At 55.7% G+C, this 21,725-nt stretch carries 16 protein-coding genes and 1 riboswitch; of the genes, 5 read left to right on the plus strand and 11 right to left on the minus strand.

Features of this window, described 5'->3' with window-relative positions:
- The first annotated feature begins 436 nt into the window (after positions 1 to 436).
- The 3 genes from K1558_RS18080 to K1558_RS18090 all read left to right on the plus strand — a co-directional run bounded on the left by K1558_RS18080 (position 437) and on the right by K1558_RS18090 (position 4,010).
- Positions 437 to 1,570, plus strand: coding sequence for a virulence factor (locus K1558_RS18080; protein WP_238653048.1), 1,134 nt, complete (start codon positions 437 to 439; stop codon positions 1,568 to 1,570).
- Positions 1,571 to 1,669: 99 nt separating this feature from the next.
- A riboswitch (Lysine riboswitch) is annotated at positions 1,670 to 1,889 on the plus strand.
- Positions 1,890 to 2,047: 158 nt separating this feature from the next.
- Positions 2,048 to 3,535, plus strand: a complete 1,488-nt coding sequence (locus K1558_RS18085; RefSeq protein ID WP_238653049.1) for an amino acid permease — start codon at positions 2,048 to 2,050, stop codon at positions 3,533 to 3,535.
- A 157-nt stretch (positions 3,536 to 3,692) separates the two neighbouring features.
- Positions 3,693 to 4,010, plus strand: coding sequence for a DUF3889 domain-containing protein (locus K1558_RS18090; protein WP_238653050.1), 318 nt, complete (start codon positions 3,693 to 3,695; stop codon positions 4,008 to 4,010).
- 7 nt (positions 4,011 to 4,017) lie between these two features.
- On the opposite strand, the gene K1558_RS18095 is transcribed toward K1558_RS18090, so the two are convergent.
- From K1558_RS18095 to xylA, 8 genes are all read right to left on the minus strand, one after another.
- Positions 4,018 to 5,163, minus strand: coding sequence for a transglutaminase domain-containing protein (locus tag K1558_RS18095; RefSeq protein WP_238653051.1), 1,146 nt, complete (start codon positions 5,161 to 5,163; stop codon positions 4,018 to 4,020).
- A 196-nt stretch (positions 5,164 to 5,359) separates the two neighbouring features.
- Positions 5,360 to 7,102 carry an ABC transporter substrate-binding protein gene (locus K1558_RS18100; RefSeq protein WP_238653052.1) on the minus strand — a complete coding sequence of 581 codons (1,743 nt, stop codon included), beginning with the start codon at positions 7,100 to 7,102 and terminating at the stop codon, positions 5,360 to 5,362.
- A 72-nt stretch (positions 7,103 to 7,174) separates the two neighbouring features.
- Complete coding sequence (locus K1558_RS18105) at positions 7,175 to 8,074, minus strand: carbohydrate ABC transporter permease (RefSeq protein ID WP_238653053.1); 900 nt, start codon at positions 8,072 to 8,074, stop codon at positions 7,175 to 7,177.
- Between the two features lie 14 nt (positions 8,075 to 8,088).
- A complete protein-coding gene (locus tag K1558_RS18110) occupies positions 8,089 to 9,045 on the minus strand; it encodes an ABC transporter permease (RefSeq protein ID WP_420800445.1) in 957 nt (318 codons plus the stop codon).
- 144 nt (positions 9,046 to 9,189) lie between these two features.
- On the minus strand, positions 9,190 to 10,968 hold the full coding sequence (locus K1558_RS18115) for a sensor histidine kinase (protein WP_238653055.1): 1,779 nt from the start codon (positions 10,966 to 10,968) through the stop codon (positions 9,190 to 9,192).
- A gap of 183 nt (positions 10,969 to 11,151) precedes the next feature.
- Positions 11,152 to 12,693, minus strand: a complete 1,542-nt coding sequence (locus K1558_RS18120) for a response regulator transcription factor (protein ID WP_238653056.1) — start codon at positions 12,691 to 12,693, stop codon at positions 11,152 to 11,154.
- Positions 12,694 to 12,857: 164 nt separating this feature from the next.
- Positions 12,858 to 14,354 carry a xylulokinase gene (gene xylB / locus K1558_RS18125; protein WP_238653057.1) on the minus strand — a complete coding sequence of 499 codons (1,497 nt, stop codon included), beginning with the start codon at positions 14,352 to 14,354 and terminating at the stop codon, positions 12,858 to 12,860.
- A gap of 428 nt (positions 14,355 to 14,782) precedes the next feature.
- Complete coding sequence (gene xylA, locus K1558_RS18130; protein ID WP_238653058.1) at positions 14,783 to 16,102, minus strand: xylose isomerase; 1,320 nt, start codon at positions 16,100 to 16,102, stop codon at positions 14,783 to 14,785.
- A gap of 344 nt (positions 16,103 to 16,446) precedes the next feature.
- Between xylA and K1558_RS18135 the strand changes: the two genes are divergently transcribed.
- Entirely contained in the window at positions 16,447 to 17,607 is a 1,161-nt protein-coding gene (locus K1558_RS18135) for an ROK family transcriptional regulator (RefSeq protein ID WP_238653059.1), read from the plus strand.
- A gap of 131 nt (positions 17,608 to 17,738) precedes the next feature.
- Positions 17,739 to 17,933, plus strand: a complete 195-nt coding sequence (locus K1558_RS18140; RefSeq protein WP_238653060.1) for a hypothetical protein — start codon at positions 17,739 to 17,741, stop codon at positions 17,931 to 17,933.
- A 226-nt stretch (positions 17,934 to 18,159) separates the two neighbouring features.
- Here the strand turns inward: K1558_RS18140 and K1558_RS18145 are convergent, their stop codons facing one another.
- From K1558_RS18145 to K1558_RS18155, 3 genes are all read right to left on the minus strand, one after another.
- Entirely contained in the window at positions 18,160 to 18,396 is a 237-nt protein-coding gene (locus K1558_RS18145; RefSeq protein ID WP_238653061.1) for a glutaredoxin family protein, read from the minus strand.
- Between the two features lie 78 nt (positions 18,397 to 18,474).
- A complete protein-coding gene (trxB, locus tag K1558_RS18150) occupies positions 18,475 to 19,416 on the minus strand; it encodes a thioredoxin-disulfide reductase (protein ID WP_238653062.1) in 942 nt (313 codons plus the stop codon).
- Between the two features lie 159 nt (positions 19,417 to 19,575).
- Positions 19,576 to 21,543, minus strand: a complete 1,968-nt coding sequence (locus K1558_RS18155; protein WP_238653063.1) for a heavy metal translocating P-type ATPase — start codon at positions 21,541 to 21,543, stop codon at positions 19,576 to 19,578.
- Positions 21,544 to 21,725: the final 182 nt, after the last annotated feature.

The following is a 21,725-nucleotide window of genomic DNA, read 5'->3' on the forward strand; positions in this document are numbered from 1 at the left end:
TGGCGCGGCCGCCGGATTAGCCGCCGGATAGACTGTTGGTGCTTTGGACTCATGCGGCTGCTCTGGCCTCATATTTGCAAAATCCTGCCCGAAATGCAACATTCGCCTTTTACTTTGGCCTAATACCCGAAATTGTTGCCTAAATAGCAGCATCTCCCCGCCAACCCGCGACTTAAACACTGGAATTCTGCATTTTGTGCAACTTTTACTCCGCACCCCAGGGTTCCCCGGATTCAGAATTGCAGAATGTGCAACATTAGTATGGGATACCTGCGCCAGAGGTTGGAAAATGACGGTAACGGATAAATATTAACTAAAATTTTAGCTAATATCGCCCCCGGCTGCTTTGAATTCGCCCCCCGAAAGAGGTAAAATGCGGGTAACGCAATCGGTATAGCATTTATGCGATTATATTGCCCAAAAGAGGAGCTGACGTATGAAGATCACCTTTATCGAACCGACCCCCAGTCCAAATACAATGAAGCTTCATTTAGATGAGAGCTTAGCCCCCGGCATCCGCCGGACCTATACACCGGAGACCCGGCGCTCCGCCCCGGCCTGGGCGCAGGAGATGCTGGACATTCCCGGCGTCACCAGCGTCTATCATGCCGCCGACTTCGCCGCACTGGAGCGCAAGGGCAGTGCAGACTGGGCCGCGATTCTCCGCGAGGTCCAGAACCGCTTCGGTGCCGAGGGCCTGGGAGAGGCGTACACCCCCGGCGACGAGGAAGACGGGGCGCACTTCGGCGAGTCCCAGGTATTCGTGCAGATGTTCCGCGGCATCCCGATCCAGATCCGCGTTAAGACGGGCGCGAAGGAGGAGCGCATCGCCTTATCGAGCCGCTTCACCCAGGCGGTGACCGATGTGGCCAGCGCGGTGCTGATCAAGGAGCGCAAGCTGACCGATTACGGCGTGCGCTACGGCGAGCCGCCCGAGATTGCCCGCGAGGTCGAGCAGGAGCTGGAGGCGGCGTATCCGCAGGAACGCCTCGACTCCCTTGTGCAGCAGGCGATCGCGCACGGGGCGGCCGGCGAGTTCGTCGAGCAGCGCCGCAAGAAGGAGCAGGCCGAGCTGCTGCAAGACCTGCGGTCCGAGGATTGGCGCGTGCGCTACGCCGCGCTGGAGGACTTGGCGCCAAGCGAGCAGCTCCTGCCGGAGCTGCGGGCGGCGCTGCACGACACCAAGCTGCAGATTCGCAGATTGGCAGTCGTGTACTTAGGCGACATCCGCACCCCCGGTGCGATGGAGCTGCTCTATGAGGCGATGGAGGACAGCGCCCCGGCGGTGCGGCGCACGGCCGGGGACACGCTCTCCGACATCGGCGATCCGGCAGCGACGCCGGTGATGACGGCGGCGCTGGCGGACAAGAGCAAGCTGGTCCGCTGGCGGGCAGCGCGCTTCCTGTACGAGGTCGGGACCGCCGAAGCCCGCGAAGCGCTGAGCATTGCGGCGGAAGACCCCGAGTTCGAGGTCGGGCTGCAGGCCAGAATGGCGCTGGAGCGGATTCTCTCCGGCGAGGAGGCGGCGGGTACGGTCTGGCAGCAGATGTCGGAGCGCCGCCGGAGCTAAACACCGGACTTGCCGTATTTTGTCATTGCCCGGAATGCCGCTTTGCATTATACTGTTTCCTGTTGTTCATATCGTTCAAAGATAGCCTCATCATACTTAAGGTGAGGTAGAGGTCGCGGACAGGAAGAGTAAGCGCGTGGAGATGCCTAAGAGCCATCGGGGAGACGCGCCCAAAGGACTGTCCGCCGAAATCATTACTGCTGCTCTTAGATTGCAGGGATGATTGGGGCCGTTAGCCGAAAGGCGCGGAACTGTCACTGTGCTCAAGGCTCTCCAAAAGACTGGACTGCTAAGTGCATAGTGTTGCGCTATCTTAACAGGGAGTATGATGCGGAGCCATATATTCAGGAAGCCGCAGCGTCCGTCTGCGGTTTTTTGGCGTACATGTGTATGCGGCACAAGATCCCGGCCGGTGCATATCAAGCGGCACTCCCCGCTGTGAACAGAACCATTTTATCCTAAGGGAGTGTCCTATTCATGCAAGCACAGCAGCCTAAACCACCGGGAGTACAGGCAGACAACGCCAATACGCCGGGCCTGCGCAAATCCTTCAAAGCCAGACATCTGACCATGATCGCCCTCGGCGGCTCGATCGGAACCGGACTGTTCCTCGCCAGCGGCGGCGCGATTGCCTCCTCCGGTCCGGGCGGAGCCCTGCTCGCCTATACCGCAGTCGGAATTATGGTCTATTTCCTGATGACCAGCCTCGGAGAGCTGGCGACTTATCTGCCCGATTCCGGTTCCTTCAGCACCTACGGAACCCGGTTCGTCAGCCCTGCCTTCGGCTTCGCGATCGGCTGGAACTTCTGGTACAACTGGGCCGTGACCATAGCCGCCGAGCTGTCGGCCGCTACGGTCATTATCAAGTACTGGTTCCCGGACAGTCCCTCCTTCCTGTGGAGCCTGCTGTTCCTGGCGGTCATGTTCGGCCTGAACTTCCTGTCCGCGCGGGGCTACGGTGAGTCCGAATACTGGTTTGCCATTATCAAGGTTATTACCGTGATCGTCTTCCTGACCGTCGGCGTCCTGATGATCTTCGGGATTCTGGGCGGCAAGGCGGTGGGCTTCAGCAACTTCCAGCTTGGCGGCAGCTCCTTCCACGGCGGCTTCTTCGCCTTCGTGGGCGTATTCATGGCGGCCGGCTTCTCCTTCCAAGGCACCGAGCTGGTCGGCGTTGCGGCCGGTGAGAGCGAGAACCCGCGCAAGAATGTGCCCGTAGCGATCCGCCAGGTGTTCTGGCGCATCCTGATCTTCTACATCTTCGCCATTCTCGTCATCGGGATGCTGATTCCGTATACGAATCCTGACCTGCTGCGCGGCGGAATTGATGATATCGGCGTCAGCCCGTTCACCATCGTCTTCAACAAGGCCGGACTTGCCATTGCGGCTTCTGTAATGAACGCGGTCATTCTCAGCTCAGTACTGTCTGCCGGCAACTCCGGTATGTATGCCTCCACCCGCGTCCTGTATGCCATGGCCAAGGACGGCATGGCCCCGCGCGCCCTCGGCAAGCTCAACCGCAGAGGCGTGCCGGTCGGCGCACTGCTCGTCACCACGGCGGTCGGGATGCTGGCCTTCCTGGCCTCCTTCTTCGGTGATGGCGCAGTCTACAACTGGCTGCTGAACGCCTCCGGGATGTGCGGCTTCATTAACTGGCTCGGCATTGCCGTCTGCCATTACCGCTTCCGCCGCGCCTTCATGAAGCAGGGGCATTCGCTGGAGGAGCTGCCTTACCGGGCAAGATGGTTCCCGTTCGGCCCGTTGTTTGCCTTCGCCCTGTGTATTGTAGCCATCCTCGGCCAGAACACGGGCGCGTTCACCGGCGGGCGGATTGACTGGTACGGCATCCTGGTCTCCTATGTCAGCGTACCGCTGTTCCTGCTCGTCTGGCTCGGCTACGGCTGGTTCCGCAAGAGCAGCATTGTCCCGCTTGAGAAGTGTGACCTGAGCACTCATCAAAGCTAGCAACGAATCACAAAAAAGACTGGTACGCACACAGCAGTTGTGCGCGTACCAGTCTTTTGGGTTCTGGGATTACAGCTTACCATGCAGCAGGCATAGAAGCACTTCTGGCGGGTTACCCTACCTGTAAGCACTATATTCACAACTTAAGGAGGCTGCTATGAGAAAAAGCTGGATGATCACCCTGCTGATGCTCTTCCTTGTCACTGCCGTTCCGGTCAGCACAAGCTCCGCTGCACCGGACTACGCCCGGTGGGGCAAAGTCGCCGTGAAGGCAGCGCAGCAGAAATACAATGCCGACATTATCGATTACAAGCACATCGGCCGCACCCAGCTTCAGCCGAAGCTGGCGGAGGAGAAGTTCAAGCTCCAGGTCCGGGGGAAGGACGGCCGGGAATTCGGCGTCCTGGCGAAGGTCCGCTTCAACCCGTCCAGTGGTAAGCTGCAAACGGTGCAATTCCTGGAGCAGAGAGGCTGACGCCGCTTCATTTCCAGGTGACGTACACCTTGAGATCTCCGGTATCCTCAAACGGCGAACTGTTGAAGGCCAGGTTGTTCAGTCCCAGCTCATAGAGCACTTGAAGGTCCTGCCTCAGCAGTTTGTCGCTTCCCCGGTAACGGAACAGGAGCGACTGCTTGCCTGCGCCTGCCGCAGCTTCAGCCAGCTGCTTCACTTGCCCTGCGGAAGAGATCACCTGTCCCTCCTCATACAGCCCGTAATTCAGCTCCTCCTGCAGCTTTCGGTATCCTTCCGCTGCCTGGCCTCCTTGTTTGACCAGCTTAGACAGCGTATCCGCATAACGGATCGATGCAGCCGGATAAGATTTGGTCCAGCTATGGTCCGCGCGCATCTGCTTATCTGTCCGCATGTAATATACGGTACTGATTCCATTCTCCGGACTTGGATCGGGATCATCCCAGGTCGTATCCAGGTGGTACCAGGTTCCGTTCAGCTGTACGAGATTCCAGGCATGGGACTGGACCACGCCGTCTTCTGATCTGGCTGTCCCCTCCACGATCCGGTTCGGAATCCCCGCTCCCCATAGCAGCTTATAGGTTAGCAGCGTATAGCCCTGGCAGACCGCACTTCCGGTCTGAAGTGCTTCATACGCGGTATATTTGCGGTGCGTGTGATCGTATTGAAGATTCAGCACCACCCAGTCGTGAATCGCCTTGACCTTCTGGTGACTGGTCATTCCGGGTGTAATGATCTGCTGCAGAATCGCCTTCACCTGCTTATTCACGTAGGCGGTCTGCTGCAGCGTCTCCCGGTACGCCATCTGGACCGTCACCTGGACCGAGCGCGCACTCCCTTGGTAAGAGAAGGCATAGCTGTCGATAATGTAATAGAGATACGGATCGCTCGCCATCGCCTGGTTAATCGCCGTCTGTACGTCGCTTTTCAGCTTCGATGTCTTGCCCTGATAGGTGAAGGTGATTGTCTCTCTGCGGTTGCTCATCGCTCCGGCCAGCCGCTGCGTCATATCACTGGTGGAATGCAGCACGGCCGCACTGCCTGCGGCTGAGGCCACCTCGTATCCCCAGTAGGTTACAGGCGGTATTGCTGCACACACCACCATGATTCCAAGCACACTCTTGATCAGTGACAGATGTCTCTTCCTCTTCGCCATATTCTCCGCGCGCCTCCCGCAATCTATATCATGGATCAAGGCATTCAGCACACACTCTATAGTAGATGCCTGTGATCCTGCGTTTACAACTCCAATCATCCCCACTATCATAACAAACAAGCCGCCCCCCGGTAAAATCTCCGGGAAGCGGCAGGCTTCATAGCAGGTGCATCCTATTCATATCTCACTGATTAGTTTACAGGTTCTTCCCCGTCCACAGGGACACTCTCTTCTTCACCAGCTCGGTGAATTCCTTCTCCATGTCCTGGGCTCCGGCTTTGTCCAGCTCCGCCAGGAAGCTGTCATAGACTTTATCGAAATCGCCCGGTTTGGACAGGATCGCTTCCGGGATGCGCTTGCGCACAATATCCTGCGTCTTTTTGAAGATGACCTGATACTGGCCGTCTGTTGGAACCGGCAGGTTATACAGGGCGCCTGTCTCCTTAACCGGGAATTCATCCTCCTTCGGGAACAGATCCTTCCAGGTGGTCGCATTATATCCGGCAAGGGATTCCTTCTCGGCTTCAGAGTAAGAAGCTACGATCTGTTCCGGGAAGCTGGTCGTGTAGTAGTTGTCGGTTGGGTCCTTGACCCCGTCGCCATAGCGTGCGCCGAAGATCAGGTACTGGCCGATCCCGGTATTCTTCTGAGTGTTTGCAGTATCGTTAGCCAGTCCGTCGCGGATCTCAGGCAGCATCTCACGTTTGCCGTCAGCGCTTACCGTATAGTGTTTGCCTTCAACTCCCCAGTTTCTCAGCACCTGGCCTTCATCCGAGGACATCCAGTCGAGCCATTTGATGATCCGCTCCGGATCTTTGGCCGCTGTAGTAATGGCAATGCCGTAGCCGTCGATCCCTGTCCGCATGAACGAATGATCCTTATATTCCTCGCTCATAGTAACCGGGAAGTGTCCGTAGGTGTATTCATCCTTACCTGCCGCCTTCAGCGCATTCTCGCCATCCTGGTACTCCCATTCCTGGGAGATCAGACCGAGCACGCGTCCGCTGGCTACCTTCGCCTTGTATTGGTCATCTTTTTGCACGAAGGTGTCTTTGTCCAGCAGTCCCTGGTTATACATGCCGTTCAGCCAGCGGAAATATTCCTTCTCTTCCGGGCGTTTGTAGTGCAGCTTGGCTTCAAAGGTCTCAGGGTCCACATAATACTCCCCGTCATCCGGTGCCCCTGTCGTAATGAAGGCCGGGTTCGTCACGGTGATCATGATCTTCCAGTCATCGGCATTCAGCGTCAGCGGAATGGTCGGCTGCCCGTCGGTTTCTGGATGCTTGGCGACATAATCCTTAAGCACCTTCTCGAAATCTGCTACCGTACGAATTTTCGGATAACCCAGCTCTTTGAGGACACGGTGCTGAATCTCGAACCCGCCTGTGGCGTCGAAGGACTGCTGATCCACCCCTACATTCGTAGGAATCTGATAGATACTCTGGTCATCCAGGCTATACTTCAGCCGGTTCATGTTCTCGCCGTAGACCTTCTTCAGGTTCGGAGCATATTTATCAATCAGATCGGTCATATCAATAATCAGGCCGGCATCCACCAGAGTGCTCAGACTTCCTTTGGCAAAAATCAGGTCAGGCACATCCCCGCTCGCCGCCATCATCGCAATCTTCTGGTCACCGCCGCCGCTGCCTACATCGAATTCAGCTTCCAGGCTGACGCCCGTCTTCTCTGTAATCGCTTTGCCGACATCGTCCTGCATCTTGTTCCAGTTCGGACTGGCATCTGCACCGAAGAAGGTGAACGTAACCGGAGAGGTATCCAGTGCGGTATCATCCCCTGCATTTGTAGCTGAAGGTGTATTATCTTTGTTGTTAGGAGTCGTTTTGTTGGCACCGTTATTGGCATCGCTTCCACAACCGGAGATCAGCATCGCACTCAGTAACATGAGGGTGAAGACCGTTTTGGTGCTTTTGCGGTTCATTGTGTTGCCCCCTTATCTCATCATATTATTATCTATGCATATCAGGCTAGGCCTGAATATACCATGGTTCCCCTAAGCCTTAACTGCCCCAAGCGTCATGCCGCTGACAAAATACTTCTGCAGGAACGGATACACCACAAGGATCGGTACCGTAACCACGATGGTAATCGCCATCTTAATCGATTCCGGCGAGATCTGGGCCATCTTCTGGGCCATATCATTCGCGTTCACCATGCCGCTGCCCTGGTTGGTGCTGGCTAAGACCTTCATCAGCTCGTATTGCAGCGTAGTCAGGTGCGGCTTGTTGCCGTTGTACAAATAGGTTGTGAACCATTCATTCCATTGCCCTACCGAGAGGAACAACGCAATCGTGGCCAGGACTGGCTTGCAAAGCGGAATGATGATTCTGTAAAAGATCATGAAATCGTTGGCTCCATCCAGCTTGGCGGATTCCTGCAGCGCGAACGGCAGCCCATCCATGAAGGAGCGGATGACGAACACGTTGAATGCTGAAATCGCACCCGGCAAAATGTAAATCCAGAACGTTCCGATCAGGTTCAGGTCTCTCATCAGAATGTACATCGGCACCATGCCACCGGAGAAGTACATGGTCAGCGCCAGGAAATAAGAGACGAACTTCCGGGCTCTGAATTCCGGACGGCTCAGGGTAAACGCCAGCATCGAGGCGCTGACCAGACCGAGAATGGTCCCGGACACGGTGCGCAGCACCGAAATTTTGAAGCCTTGAATCAAGCCGGTATAGCTGAAGATCCGCTGATAGTTCTCCAGGGTCCATACTCGCGGGAAGATATAGATGCCGCCCCGGACCGTGTCTGTGGATTCATTGAATGAGATCGCCAGCACGTTCAGGAAGGGATACAGTGTCACAATCATGATCAGTCCCATTACGATGTACAGGAAGATATCGAACGCTTTTTCACCTTTTGTCATTTGAAATGCCTTGCTGCTCATCTGTGCTCCCCTCCTTACATAATGCTCTCTTTGGTAACCTTCTTCATGACACCGTTGGCTATCAGCAGCAGGATGACGCTGACGACCGAGGTGAAGATACTTATGGCTGTACCGTAGGAGAACCGTCCGATCTGAATCCCGTATTTAAGCGCATACAAATCGAGGACTTCGGAATAATCGGTCACCATATTGTTCTGGAGCTGGAACTGCTTCTCGAAGCCGATCCCGACCAGATGGCCAATTGACATAATCAGCAGAACAGTGATGGTGGTGCGGATCCCCGGCAATGTGATGTTGATCATTTGCTTGACCCGGCCTGCACCGTCCACTTTGGCCGCTTCATACAGCTCCTTGTCGATGCCTGTAATCGCTGCCAAATAGATGATTGCGTTCCAGCCTGTTTCCTTCCACAGGTCGGCAGCCGTCAGAATGCCCCAGAAATACCTTCCCTTCGCCATGAACTGGATCGGCTCATCAATGATATTCAGCCACATCAGCAGGTCATTCACAATCCCTCCGTCGATTGCGAGTGTCTTGTAGACAATCCCGCCGACAACAACCCAGGATACAAAGTGCGGCAGGTAAGAAATCGTCTGGACCGTCCGCTTGAACATATTGCCCCGCAGCTCATTGAGCAGTACAGCGAACAGGATGGGAACCACGAATCCGAAGATCAGTCCCAGCATACTCATCGCCAGTGTATTTCTTAATACCAGATAGAAGCGCTCATCCTGGAACAGCTCTTTGAAGTTATCCAGTCCCACCCATTTCTGCTCGCTGAAGGATTTGACCGGTTTATAATTCTGGAAGGCCATAAGCCATCCCCATAAGGGCACGTAGCTGAAGATAAATACCCAGATCACGAATGGAAGAGACATGAGATATAAGTATTTTTGCTGCACTACGCTGTGCCAGAATCCGCTGCCGGGCCTCGCGGGCGGGCTGGGGGTTACGCTTTCATTCGGTGTCACGCCTTTATCCGTTAGCGCTTTCACATCTATTGCTCCCCCTTCGTTCTTGATACCCTTATCTTATCCCAGCCCCCGGAGTGAGAATACCCAACAGATTTCACGTAAAAACCTATAAAAATTAGTCATTCCCCCGCCCGTTACCTTCTAAGCCCTCCATTCACTGTCCACCGGCACTGAGAAGGATATCTGTGTTCCTTCCCCTTCCCGGCTGGTAATTCTAAGCCCATGCGCCTCCCCGTAATACAGGGTCAGCCGCTGCTGCACATTGCGCAGTCCGATCCGCCCGTGCTCCTCTTCCTCCGTCTTCGTAATTACTTCCATAATTGCAGCCAGCCGTTCTTCTGTCATGCCGATCCCGTCATCCTGCACGACCACCTGGACCTCCTTATTCCCGTTCAGCGTAATGGCGATGCTCACATGGACCGTACCTTCCTTGTTCTCCAGGCCATGGACGACCGAATTCTCGACCAGCGGCTGGATAATCAGCGGCGGGAGCATTACTTCGGCGGCTCCGGCATCGAAGGCGATCTCATATTCCAGCCTGTCCTCATAGCGGAACTTCTGAATCTCCAGATAGGAGCGGATCATCTCGACCTCTTCCTTAAGCGGCGCCCGCTCCCGGCCCACTTCCAGGTTCTTGCGCATCAGCTTGCCGAGCTGCCGGACGATATTCGCAATCTCCTTCTCACCCTTGAGATGGGCATTCATGCGGATCGATTCCAGCGCATTGAACAGGAAATGCGGATGAATCTGGCTGGCCATCATCTTCAGCTTAATCTCCCGCTGGGCAATCTCCAGGGTGCTGTTCTTCTCATTGCTCTCAATGACCTGGCTGATCAGCTGGTTGATGCTGGACACCATGTAATTGAACTGCCGCGACAGCTGGCCGATCTCATCCGTCCCGTCAATACGGGAGACAGCGTTCAGATTACCAAGCGCTACCTGATTGAGCTGGCGGCTCAGCCGCAGCAGCCGGTTGGTCGTCAAGAGCGAGATCGTGTACACCAGTGCAAGCGCCACGAGCAGCACACCGAAGACGATGATCAGGCCAAGCTTGCTCACCTTGTTGGCATCATTCAGAATGCTTTTGGTCTCGAAGACCGACACAATCTTCAGCTTGCTGACACTCAGGGCAGGGACGATCTCATCGATAATGACGTAGGAGTCCATATTTTTCACCTCGGCGGTGAATACGCCCTTCTCCTTCGACTGCACATCCATGCCCAGATCATAAGCGTCCACGGTGCTGCCCACCAGCATCGGGTTCTTGGCCGCCACTATATAACCCTGCTCATCGATTACGAGGGTGTCGAACGGCTCCTGATAGAGCATCTGATTCAGTTCATCCTGCGCCACCTGGACCATCAACACCCCGGATTTGCTGTATTCGAGATAGGGAACCTGGCGGACCAGGCTCAGCTTGTTGATGGTTCCTTTAGGGCTGATGATCTGGGGCTCCTTGTCAGGAATATACATCCAGTAGATCTGATTGGTCTGCATCGCCTTGACATACCAGCTCTTCTTCAAAATCTCTGGAGTGACCGGCGCGATCGACATATCGTCCACCAGCGTGGGATTATCGATGAAGAAGCGGATATTGGAGATTTCCCGGTACCGCAGCACATACTCCTTGAAATCTGTATAGTCCAGGTAAGCCTTGGTCAGCTCCAGAATGCCTGAGTACTGCGTATTGACCAGCTTCTCCAGCTCCTCGTTGAAGTAGAGCAGATTCGAAATATCTGTAGGCACACGCAGCTTGCTGGCCAGCTGGCTTTTGATTTTGTCCACGTTGTTGGTGGCCTGGGCAATCGCCCGGTTCAATGCCCCCTCACGGAAATAATTCGTCAGAATGAATCCGGCAATCAGCACAGGGATCATTACGACAATGATATAGAAAAAAATCAGCTTGTATTTCAGCTTCATATTATTGACCATCCGCACCAGCCGTTTGATAGCAGCCTCCCCCTTTCGGTATACGTGTATTATAACCTGTCCCCCGGCGTGAAGGATCAGTTGGACTTGAAGCAGGATTCAGAGCAGGACTTCTCTCCGCGTCAAACAGGCTGCCCCCTTATCCTCTGCCGGACGGGGACAGCCTGCCTGATCTTAATTCTCCTTGCGGAACGCGCTTGGCGAGACGCCGACATACTTGCGGAACTTGGCGTTGAAGTAATCGGCGTTCATGTATCCGACCTGCTCCGCTACCTCATAGACCTTCATGCCTTGGGCCAGGAGCTGCTTGGCCTTCTCAATCCGCACCTTGTCCAGGTACGTATTGAAATGCTCGCCCACCTGTGTTTTGAACATTTTGCCCAAATAGGCGCTGTTATAATTGAACACCTCCGCCAGGGTACCCAGCTTCAGATTCTCATTATACCGGCGCTGGATCAGATCCGTGATCCGCTTGATCTCATCTCCCCGTCCGCTGCCGCTGCCTGCCAGCCGCGCAATCTGCTCCATATAGCCGGAGACCAGCCGCTCGGCATCATGCAGATACCCGCTGCTGTATACCTCGCCCATCGGCGAGGCCTGACCGGCAATCAGCGGGCGTAATTCGGGATTCGCCGCCTCCAGGCGGGCGATCGTACTGCTGACGATCCGCAGCAGCTGATCCTTGATATAGCTCTCCTCCCGCCGGGTATGGACGAGCTGGCGGATAATCTGCAGGGTCAGCTCCCGGGCTGCCCCGCTGCTCCCGGCCTCCACCGCCAGCAGCAGCTGCATCTCCAGATCGCGCTCAGGGTCCGGCTCCTCCCCCGGATCTCCCGGCCTGTCCGCCGGCTCATTCCAGGGGTCCGGCTGTCCGCTGAGCAGCGCCTTCTTCTGCCCGAAGAAGGCATCCTCCAGTCTTGCGCGCGCCGTCTGAAGTGACTGACGGGCCTCCTCCAGCCTGTCCGCCGGACCGCCCGCTGCCGCCAGGAACTCCAGCCCTTCCTGCGACACCAGCCGGTGCAGCTCCTGCCACAGCGCGGCCCGGGCGCAATCATCCGGTAGCGGCTGCTTCAGCAGAATGCCCATATACGGGGACAGAGTGAAGAAGAAGCCGCGGGCCTCCTGCTCCTGCCAATGCTGCTCCAGTTGCCGCCTCACCTGCTCTTCCCGGGCATCCTCACCCTTGTGCAGCCCGGTTAGCTCCAGCAGAATCACCTCGCAGCTGCCGGTCAGCCCCAGCTTGTCCGCAGCGGCTCCGGCTTGCCCGGACTGCAGCAGCTCAAGCACCAGCACCTCCACTGCTCTTGCCGGGTCCGGAGCCGGGCTGCCGCCGCGCTCCCCCAGGCGGATCTTCTGCCTCATCTCTTGCAGATAGCTGATTAATTCCTCCTCATCGACCGGCTTGAGCAGATACCCGTCGATGTGATAGGATATCGCCTGCTTCGCATATTCAAAGTCGGCATAGCCGCTGAGAATCAGCACATGGCAGGCGGGGCTGAGGCTGCGCAGCTCGGCAATCAGCTCCAGCCCGGTCATGCCGGGCATCCGGATATCAGCGATCACAAGCTGAGGCGCCAGCTCACGGAACCTGTCCAGAGCTTCATACCCGTTAGCTGCCGTCGCCGCCACGGAATACCCGTACTCCTCCCACGGAATCAGGGTGCGCAATCCTTCTCTCAGCTTGGGCTCATCATCCACTATCAGTACCTTGATCAATACGGACCCTCCTTCAAGCTGTTATTGAATGACACAATCACAGAACCGACTACATTTGGTCCACACGCCCACCTAGCGCCGAATGTGATCGGTTTTTCGATTACCAGAAACAAATATCTGCCACCCTATACAGGATGGCAGACCTTCCTAACCGTATTCAAGTCTTATTTGCGGTATGAGGCCAGCTTCCCGTTCAGCTCGCGGGTCTGGGTGTAAACATCCTGGTACAGGGCGAAGATGCCATCGTATAAGGCAGCCTGCTCCGCATTCGGGGTGTAGACCTCAGCTGGACGGATGAAGGCTTCTGCGCACTCGCCCAGAGAGCCGAACCAGCCGGCGCCATAAGCGGCCAGCATCGCTGCGCCCATTGCCGGGCCCTGCTCGCTCTCCAGCTTGATGATCGAAGCGCCGAAGATATCAGCCTGCATCTGCAGCCAGGCTTCATTCTTGGCCCCGCCGCCGATCGCCACAACCTCAGTGATCGCTTTGCCGGATTCGCGGACAATCTCAATCGATTCACGCAGCGAGAACGTAATGCCCTCCAGCACAGCACGGGTGAAGTGGGACAGAGTATGCCCGGAATCCATGCCGATAAAGCTGCCGCGGATGTTCGCATCCGGGTGCGGTGTACGTTCGCCGCTGATGTAAGGGGTGAACAGGAGCCCGCTGCTTCCGGCCGGAATCTCGTTCACGCCCTGCAGCAGCTCGTCGAAGCTCTTGTCTGCGGCAAAGGTCTCCTTGAACCAGGTCAGGCTGTGTCCTGCCGCCAGAGTGACGCCCATAATATAGAAGGCATCCTTCTCACTGTGGTTGAAGAAGTGGACCTTGCCTTCCAGGTTAAGATCCTTGTTGCTCTCATAGGACAACACAACACCAGAAGTTCCGATGCTGCACATCGTCCGGCCTTCGCCCAGAATCCCGGCACCCAGCGCACCGCAGGCATTGTCGGCACCGCCGGCGTATACCCGGGTGGTTGGCAGCAGGCCGGAGGCTGCGGCAATCTCAGGCAGCAGGGTTCCCGTCTGGTCGAACGATTCCACCAGCCGCGGACAGATGGAGAGCGGAAGATTGAAGGCTTCAGCAATCTCAGCGCTCCACTGCTTCGCACCTACATCCAGCAGCAGGGTTCCGGCCGCATCCGAGTAATCCATCGCGTAATCACCAGTCAGGTGGTAACGCACGTAGTCCTTCGGCAGCAGGAAGACCTCTGCCTTGGCAAGCACCTCCGGCTCATTCTCCTGCACCCACAGAATCTTCGGCAGGGTGAAGCCTTCCAGCGCGCGGTTGCGGGCGATATCGATCAGCTTGCCGCCCAGCGCCTGCTCAATCTTGCGGCATTGCGCCGTAGTCCGCGTATCATTCCACAGAATGGCCGGACGCAGTGCCTGGCCTTCACCGTCTACAAGCACCAGCCCGTGCATTTGGCCCGAGAAGCTGATGCCGTCAATCTGCGAAGGCTCCGCACCGGATACCTCCATCAGGCGCTTGAGGCTGGCAATCGTTCCTTTGACCCAATCCTCCGGATTCTGCTCGCTCCAGTTCGGCTGCGGTCTGCTGAGCGGATACGCTTCCGAGTGCTCGAACGCCACCTTGCCCTGGGGATCAACCAGTACAGTCTTTACCGCGCTGGTTCCCAGATCGACACCGATTACATATTTCATAGTTAGCCTCCTAAAAGTTTTGCGGGGGGCCCGCATCCTGTATTCACTTCAAGCAAAACTCGCTTCGTAAGCATACGCTTAGTTATTATGAAGCATTACATCTAATGAACCTTCTCCGCACCGTAAGGCGGCAATTGTATTCCCTGCAATAGATTCCACTTACATCGGCCGAAAACCGCAGGCGATTGCACTTTGTACATTAGATTTTCCTGATAAGGCTGTTTTGTACGTGATCCTCTAGCATCTGTTGTACGAAATACAGCAGAATGCTATTTTCCAGCGAAAGCAGCGCATTCTATTGCACAAAATACACTCACGACTCCCTACTCCGCAGGAACTCTGCCATTTCAGTATCCAATCAGTATGAAAAAAGGGGGCTGCCGAAGAATGCTCTCTTCAGCAACCCCCGTTGCGTGTATTATCTGATCTTACTCAACAGTCAGGATGTACTGGTTCAATGTAGCTCTCAGCAGCTCCTGGCGGCCGGACTTGTTCGGACGAGGATTCTCGTTGTTCAGCGCGTAGTCAGCAAGCGAAGCCAGAGTAGCCTTGCCGGATACGATGTCAGCGCCAACGCCTTCGTTGAAGCTGCTGTAACGCTCAGCGATGAAGTTCTCGAATACGCCGTCTTCCAGCAGCTTGGCAGCTACCTTCAGGCCCTTAGCGTATACGTCCATACCGGAGATGTGTGCCAGGAACAGATCCTCAGGCTCGAAGGAAGGACGGCGTACCTTGGAGTCGAAGTTGATTCCGCCTTTGCCCAGTCCATCGTTCTTCAGTACTTCATACAGAGTCAGTGTAGCATCGTAGATGCTTGCAGGGAATTCGTCAGTATCCCAGCCCAGCAGCGGATCGCCCTGGTTCGCATCGAGTGATCCAAGCATACCGTTGATGCGGGCTACATGCAGTTCATGCTCGAACGTGTGGCCAGCCAGTGTAGCATGGTTCGCTTCAAGGTTCAGCTTGAAGTGCTTATCCAGGTTGTACTTCTGCAGGAACGCGATGCAGGTTGCTGCGTCGAAGTCATATTGGTGCTTGGTAGGCTCTTTCGGCTTAGGCTCGATCAGGAATTGTCCGTCGAAGCCGATTTCCTTCGCATAATCAACAGCCATGCTGAACAGGCGGGCAATGTTGTCCTGCTCAAGCTGCATGTTAGTGTTCAGCAGTGTCTCATAACCTTCGCGGCCGCCCCAGAACACATAGTTGTCAGCGCCCAGACGTTTACCCACTTCCAGACCCTTCTTCACTTGTGCAGCAGCGTGTGCGTATACGTCAGCGTTGCAAGTGGAGCCTGCACCGTGCATGTAGCGCGGGTTGGTGAACATGTTGGCCGTGTTCCACAGCAGCTTTTTGCCGGAGGATTTCATACCTTGTTCAAGGATGTCTACGATCGTATCGATGTTGCTGTAGAATTCACGCAGGGACGCGCCTTCAGGAGCGATGTCCACATCATGGAAGCAGTAGTACTGCAGATCCATCTTCTCCATGAATTCAAAAGCGGCTTCCGCACGGGCTTTAGCTTTATCCAGTGTGCTCAGCTTGTCCCAGGCGCGGACGGCTGTTTCGGCACCGAACGGGTCGGAACCGCCAGCGGTAAGTGTATGCCAGTAGGCCATTGCAAATTTCAGATGCTCTTCCATCGTTTTGCCGGCTACGATTTCTTTCGGGTTGTAGAATTTGAATGAATACGGGTTGGTGGAACGGCTTCCCTCATAAGAGACCTTGCTCACTGTTTCAAAATAAGCCATTTGTAAAATCCTCCTCAATATTCGCTTTATCCGCAAGCGTTTACAGCAACATCTTAACACATCTTTTTGACTTTGTATATTGGTTAAACAAAGTTTTTTTATTTTTATTTTCCGGCCCTGTCTGTGCCCCATTCTCCCCGATTGGTGTTGCATTTTTGCGCTCTTCATTCTAGACTAGGTGGCATACCCGCGCAGCGGAGAGTCAGCCTCAGGGCGTACCGCCTCCCCTGCGCATGGCCCCTTAATTTATCGGTTCTATCCTGAAACAACGGCTTTTCCCAGTGTTATATGCCGCCGATCAGCAGACCGGACGATCAACAATTTCGTAAAAGGAAGTGTGCTTCTTGAAAGTTACCGGTGATCAGGCGCTGGTCAAAAAGATCAATAAATCAATTATTCTACATACGATTCGTACGCAATCCCCGGTCTCCCGGGCGAAGGTGTCCGAGATGACAGGCCTTAACAAAGCCACCGTGTCGAACCTCGTAGCCGAGCTATGCGGGCAGGAGCTGGTAACTGAAGCCGGGCCCGGGGAATCGAGCGGGGGACGCAAGCCGCTGATGCTGCATTTCAATGAAATGGCCGGCAGCGTCATCGGGATCGAGCTGCGTGTGAAGCAGCTGAAGGCCGTGCTCTGTAACCTTGGAGGCGGTATTCTGCATGAACAGGAGAGTGTACTGGAGGCTCATGACTTCCCGTATGTGCTGGAGCAGATGCAGCAGATGATCTCCGCGCTGATTGCTGCCGCTCCCCCTTCCCCCTACGGCCTGGTCGGCATCGGTGTCGGCGTACCGGGTATGGTTGATGAACAAGGTGTCGTCCTGTTCGCGCCCAACCTGGGCTGGGAGATGGTGGACCTGCGGTCCATTCTCGAAAGCGCCTTCGAGGTGCCCGTCACCATTGACAATGAAGCCAATGCAGGCGCGCAGGGCGAGCTGAACTTCGGGGCGGCGCGCGATGTCCGCCATCTGCTGTACATCAGTGCCGGCTCGGGGATCGGGTCGGGGATCATCATCGGCGGTGAGCTGTATAAGGGAGCACGCGGCTATGCCGGCGAGACCGGGCATATGACGATTGAAGCGGAGGGCAAGCCCTGCAGCTGCGGCAGCCGGGGCTGCTGGGAGCTGTATGCCTCCGAGAAAACCTACGATAACCCCGGCCTCTCCCTCCCGGCCCGCACCACCACCGGACTGGTCCGGTATGCGCTGGAGGGCCATGAGGAAACACTGCACCATCTGAATTCCATCGGCGAGTATCTCGGCATCGGCGTAACCAACCTGATCAACAGCTTCAACCCCGAGCTGATCGTGATCGGCGGCGCATTATCGGAGGCCGAGCCATGGCTCGGCGAGCCGCTGCGCCGGGTGGTCGCCGAGCGTACGCTGCCCTATCACAAGCAGCAGCTGGAGATTACCTTCTCCACCCTCGGGGGCCGCGGAACGATGATCGGCGCAGGATTTTCGGCAGTGATGCACTTTCTCGGCAATATCCGGGTCACCCTCTAGACGAATTGACGTAAAATCGCCGCATTTTCAGCAACATTTTCTGCTCTAAAAGGAGAAGCTATCCTATATAATAAGGATACTTGTGTGACATTTATCACCATACTCCTTGTTCTGAAATGGAGAGACCATCCATGACCTATGTTGATACGTCTGATATCTCAGCAAGAATGTTTGTTACCGTGCTGCTGCTGCTGATCATCATTGCACCGCTCATCAGCCTGGGTGTCCTGCGGCTGTTCCAGTCGCGGAAGAAATCAGGATTCATGCTTATTGCCGGCGGCGTTGCCGTCTATGCAGTCTTTCAGCTTGTAATGTCTTTTACCTGATGAACCGGGCGCCAAGCTGGAGACTCTGTAATTGCTTGGCGCCCGGCTGTTTTCTCTATCGCTTTGGAACATTGTATCGGGTTTTTCACATACCTTCGATCCATGCACCCTCGCCCCGCAGCAACACCAAGTGGACACGGCTATGCCGTCCTTTTTAAGGGCGGTATCAAAAAACCGCCTCCCTGCGGGAAGCGGCCTCTGTATGCTCTTCAATTCATTCAGCTAATTACTCCATTGCAGCCAAGGCTTTGTCGAACTTGGTCTTGTTCATGCCGACAATCTTGGTGTCGCCGATGACGGTAATCGGCACCGCTCTCATGCCCATATCCCATACCTGCTGGGCGTACTCATCGTTCTGCTCGATGTTGCGTTCTTCGTAGGCTACGCCTTTATCGCTCAGGAAGCTCTTCACCTGACGGCAATGCGGGCAGTTGGTTGAAGTGTAGACAATAACATTCTCCATAGTATGATTTCCTCCTAATTGGTTCAGTATCTTAGCTCTATTGTAGCACCGGCACCCCTGCGGGACCAAATGCTGAGGTTACATCATTACTGCGCTGTGCTCCAGACTCTCGATATATTTCTCGGCATCCATAGCCGCCATACATCCGCTGCCTGCAGCTGTAATTGCCTGTCTGTAACGGGTATCCTGAACGTCGCCGCAAGCGAATACGCCGGGAATGTTCGTCTCGGAGGTTCCGGGATTCGATACGATATAGCCGTTCGCATCCGTAGTGATCTGTCCGCCGAGGAACGCCGTGTTCGGATGATGGCCCACGGCCACAAATACGCCGCTCGCTTCAATAAACTCTTCCTCGCCGGTCTCGTTGTTGACCACCTTCAGTCCGGTTACGCCTTTGTCGCCGGCAATCACCTCTACAGGGGTACGGTTCAGCGCCCAGGACACTTTGGCATTGTCGCGGACACGATCCTGCATGATCTTGGAGGCCCGCAGCTCATCACGGCGGTGCACCAGCGTTACTTTGGAAGCGAACCGGGTCAGGAAGCCTGCTTCCTCCAGTGCGGAATCGCCGCCGCCGACCACCACAATCTCTTTGCCCCGGAAAAAGAAGCCGTCACACGTCGCACAAGTGCTGACTCCGCGTCCGACATTATCCTGCTCGCCGGGAATACCGAGGTACTTCGCTGTTGCACCGGTAGAGATAATCAGGGTATCGGTCACCAGTGTACCCATGCCTTCTACATTCAGCTTGAACGGACGTTCGCCGAGCTCCACACTGTTCACCCAGCCGGTTACAAACTGAGCGCCGAAGCGTTCAGCCTGCTTGCGCATATTGTCCATCAGATCAGGACCCAGAATACCTTCCGGGAAGCCCGGGAAGTTCTCGATCTCCGTTGTGGTCGTAAGCTGTCCGCCCGGTTGCGGACCTTCAATCACGAGCGGGCTCAGGTTAGCCCGCGCCAGGTATATAGCAGCTGTCAATCCGGCCGGTCCGGTACCGACAATAATCGATTTGTACATGATAGTATCCCCCTTGAGATGGGTGGCTGAAGCGCCATTCCTTATTTAAAATAATTATAATGTAGTATTTATTATGATCACCTTAAGGGGTATTGTCAATACGCCAGACACGATGTAAACGTTCCATTTTGTGAACAATTCAATTTTAAACAATCAAAATTAGCGCAGCAGTCGCAATCCGTTAAGAATGACGAGAATGGTGCTGCCTTCATGACCCACCACACCGAACGGCAGTGCAATTCCCTGCACAAAGTTGCTGACCATCAGCGCCGCAATCACCGTCACCGCAAATATCATATTCTGCTTCACAATCCGCTGCGTCCGGCGGGCCAAGGCTACGGTTCCGGCAATCTCTTCAATATTGTCATTCATCAGCACCACATCGGCAACCTCCAGCGCCGCGCCGCTGCCCTTCATGCCCATGCCCATCCCGACTGTTGCCGTAGCCAGCGCGGGCGCATCATTCACCCCGTCACCTACCATAATGACATGGCCGTATTGCTCGCGGAGTGCTTTGACATGCGTGACCTTATCCTCCGGCAAAAGTCCGGCGAACACCAGATCTACGCCCGCCTTCCCGGCAATCACCTGCGCCGTGGCCTCGCGGTCCCCGGTCAGCATCGCTACCTTGATCCCGAGATCATGAAGCTTGCGCACGGCAGCAGCCGCCTGGGAGCGCACGGTATCCTGCAGCGCGATCATTCCGGCAACGGTATCACCGTCCATAATGAGCGAGACGGTTTTGCCCTCCTGCTCCAGCCTGCTGCGTTGTACGCTCCAGTCGTCAGCCCCGGACTGCTGTATAGCACCAGTCTCTTCATCCAGCAGGTTCGACTTGCCGATCCGCCAGAGATGCCCATCAATGACGCCTTCAATGCCCCAGCCCGTGACGGATCTGCTCTCAGCTACCTCCCGCAGCGTGATCCCCTCTGTCTCTGCCAGTGCAACAACTGCCTCTGCCAGCGGATGGCCTGACAGCTTCTCGATGGAGGCGCTGATCGAGAGCAGCTCTTCCCGTTCATAACCAGCTCCAGCAATGAAATCTGTAACCTGAGGGACACCTTCAGTCAGAGTACCTGTCTTGTCAAAAGCCACCACCGAGGTCCGCGCCATATTCTCCAGGTGAACCCCGCCTTTGAACAGGATGCCTTTGCGGGCGCTTTTGGATATCGCTGACAGCATAGCCGGCATAATGGAGGATACAAGCGCACAAGGCGAAGCCACGACCAGGAAGACCATTGCTTTGTAGAACGTATTGCTCCAGCTCCAGTCCAGCAGGAACGGCGGCAGCGCGATCAGCAGCACGGTTGCCGCGACCACGACACGGGCATAGACGGATTCAAGACGTTTGATAAACCGCTGGGAATCAGGAACTTCATTCTCAGCCTCTTCCACCATGCGGATGATTTTGGCGAACAGCGTATTCTCAGCTGTCTTCGTCACTTCTATATATAGAGGCCCTTCCCCGTTGACTGTACCTGCGAATACTTCACTGCCCGGGTTCTTGTCTACAGGTAGCGATTCGCCGGTGATCGAGGCCTGGTTAACGGAGGACTCACCACGGCAGACCTTGCCGTCTGCGGGAACCAGCTCACCCGGACGGACCAGCAGCAGGTCACCAAGCATAAGCTGGTCGATAGTAACCTCACTCATCGCTCCCTGCTCGATGCGTACAGCGGTAGCTGGCTTAAGCGCCAGCAGAGAGGAGATATCCTTCTTGCTGCGCTCCATGGTGTAGCTCTCCAGCGCTCCGCTCAGAGCAAAGATGAAGATCAGCATCGCTCCTTCATTCCAGTAGCCGATCGAGGCTGCGCCCAGGGCGGCGGCAATCATCAGCAGATTGACGTCCAGATCACGTTCCTTGACCAGCGTCTCGACGCCTTCCTTCGCCTTCACCCAGCCGCCCAGCGTGTAGGAGATCACATAGAGCAGGACGGACAGCACCTCCGACCAGCCGCTGACCGCCCAGGCGGTCAGCATGAGCAGTCCGCTGCCGAGCGCGGCCTGCATTTCGGAGTTGCCGAGCATCGCCAGCGGATCGAAGCGGCGCGGCTCCGGTGTCCGGGGCTGCTGCGCTCCACCCTGGCGCGCGGCGGATTTGGGCATTGATTTCGAGGTTGCTTGCATAATAGATCACCTTCCTGATTGTAGTTAATGCGGGTATAAGCAGCATGCTTTGAGAATGAGAGCCATTATTAACACCCTTAAAATGACACATGCTGCCCCGGCTAAGCCGGGACAGCATGTTGAATAGGTATGGAGTTGAGGATAATGACTGGAATAATGAAACGATTGAAAGTGGTGGCCAG

The organism is Paenibacillus piscarius (assembly GCF_022234545.1).
Taxonomy (GTDB): domain Bacteria; phylum Bacillota; class Bacilli; order Paenibacillales; family Paenibacillaceae; genus Paenibacillus_AQ; species Paenibacillus_AQ piscarius.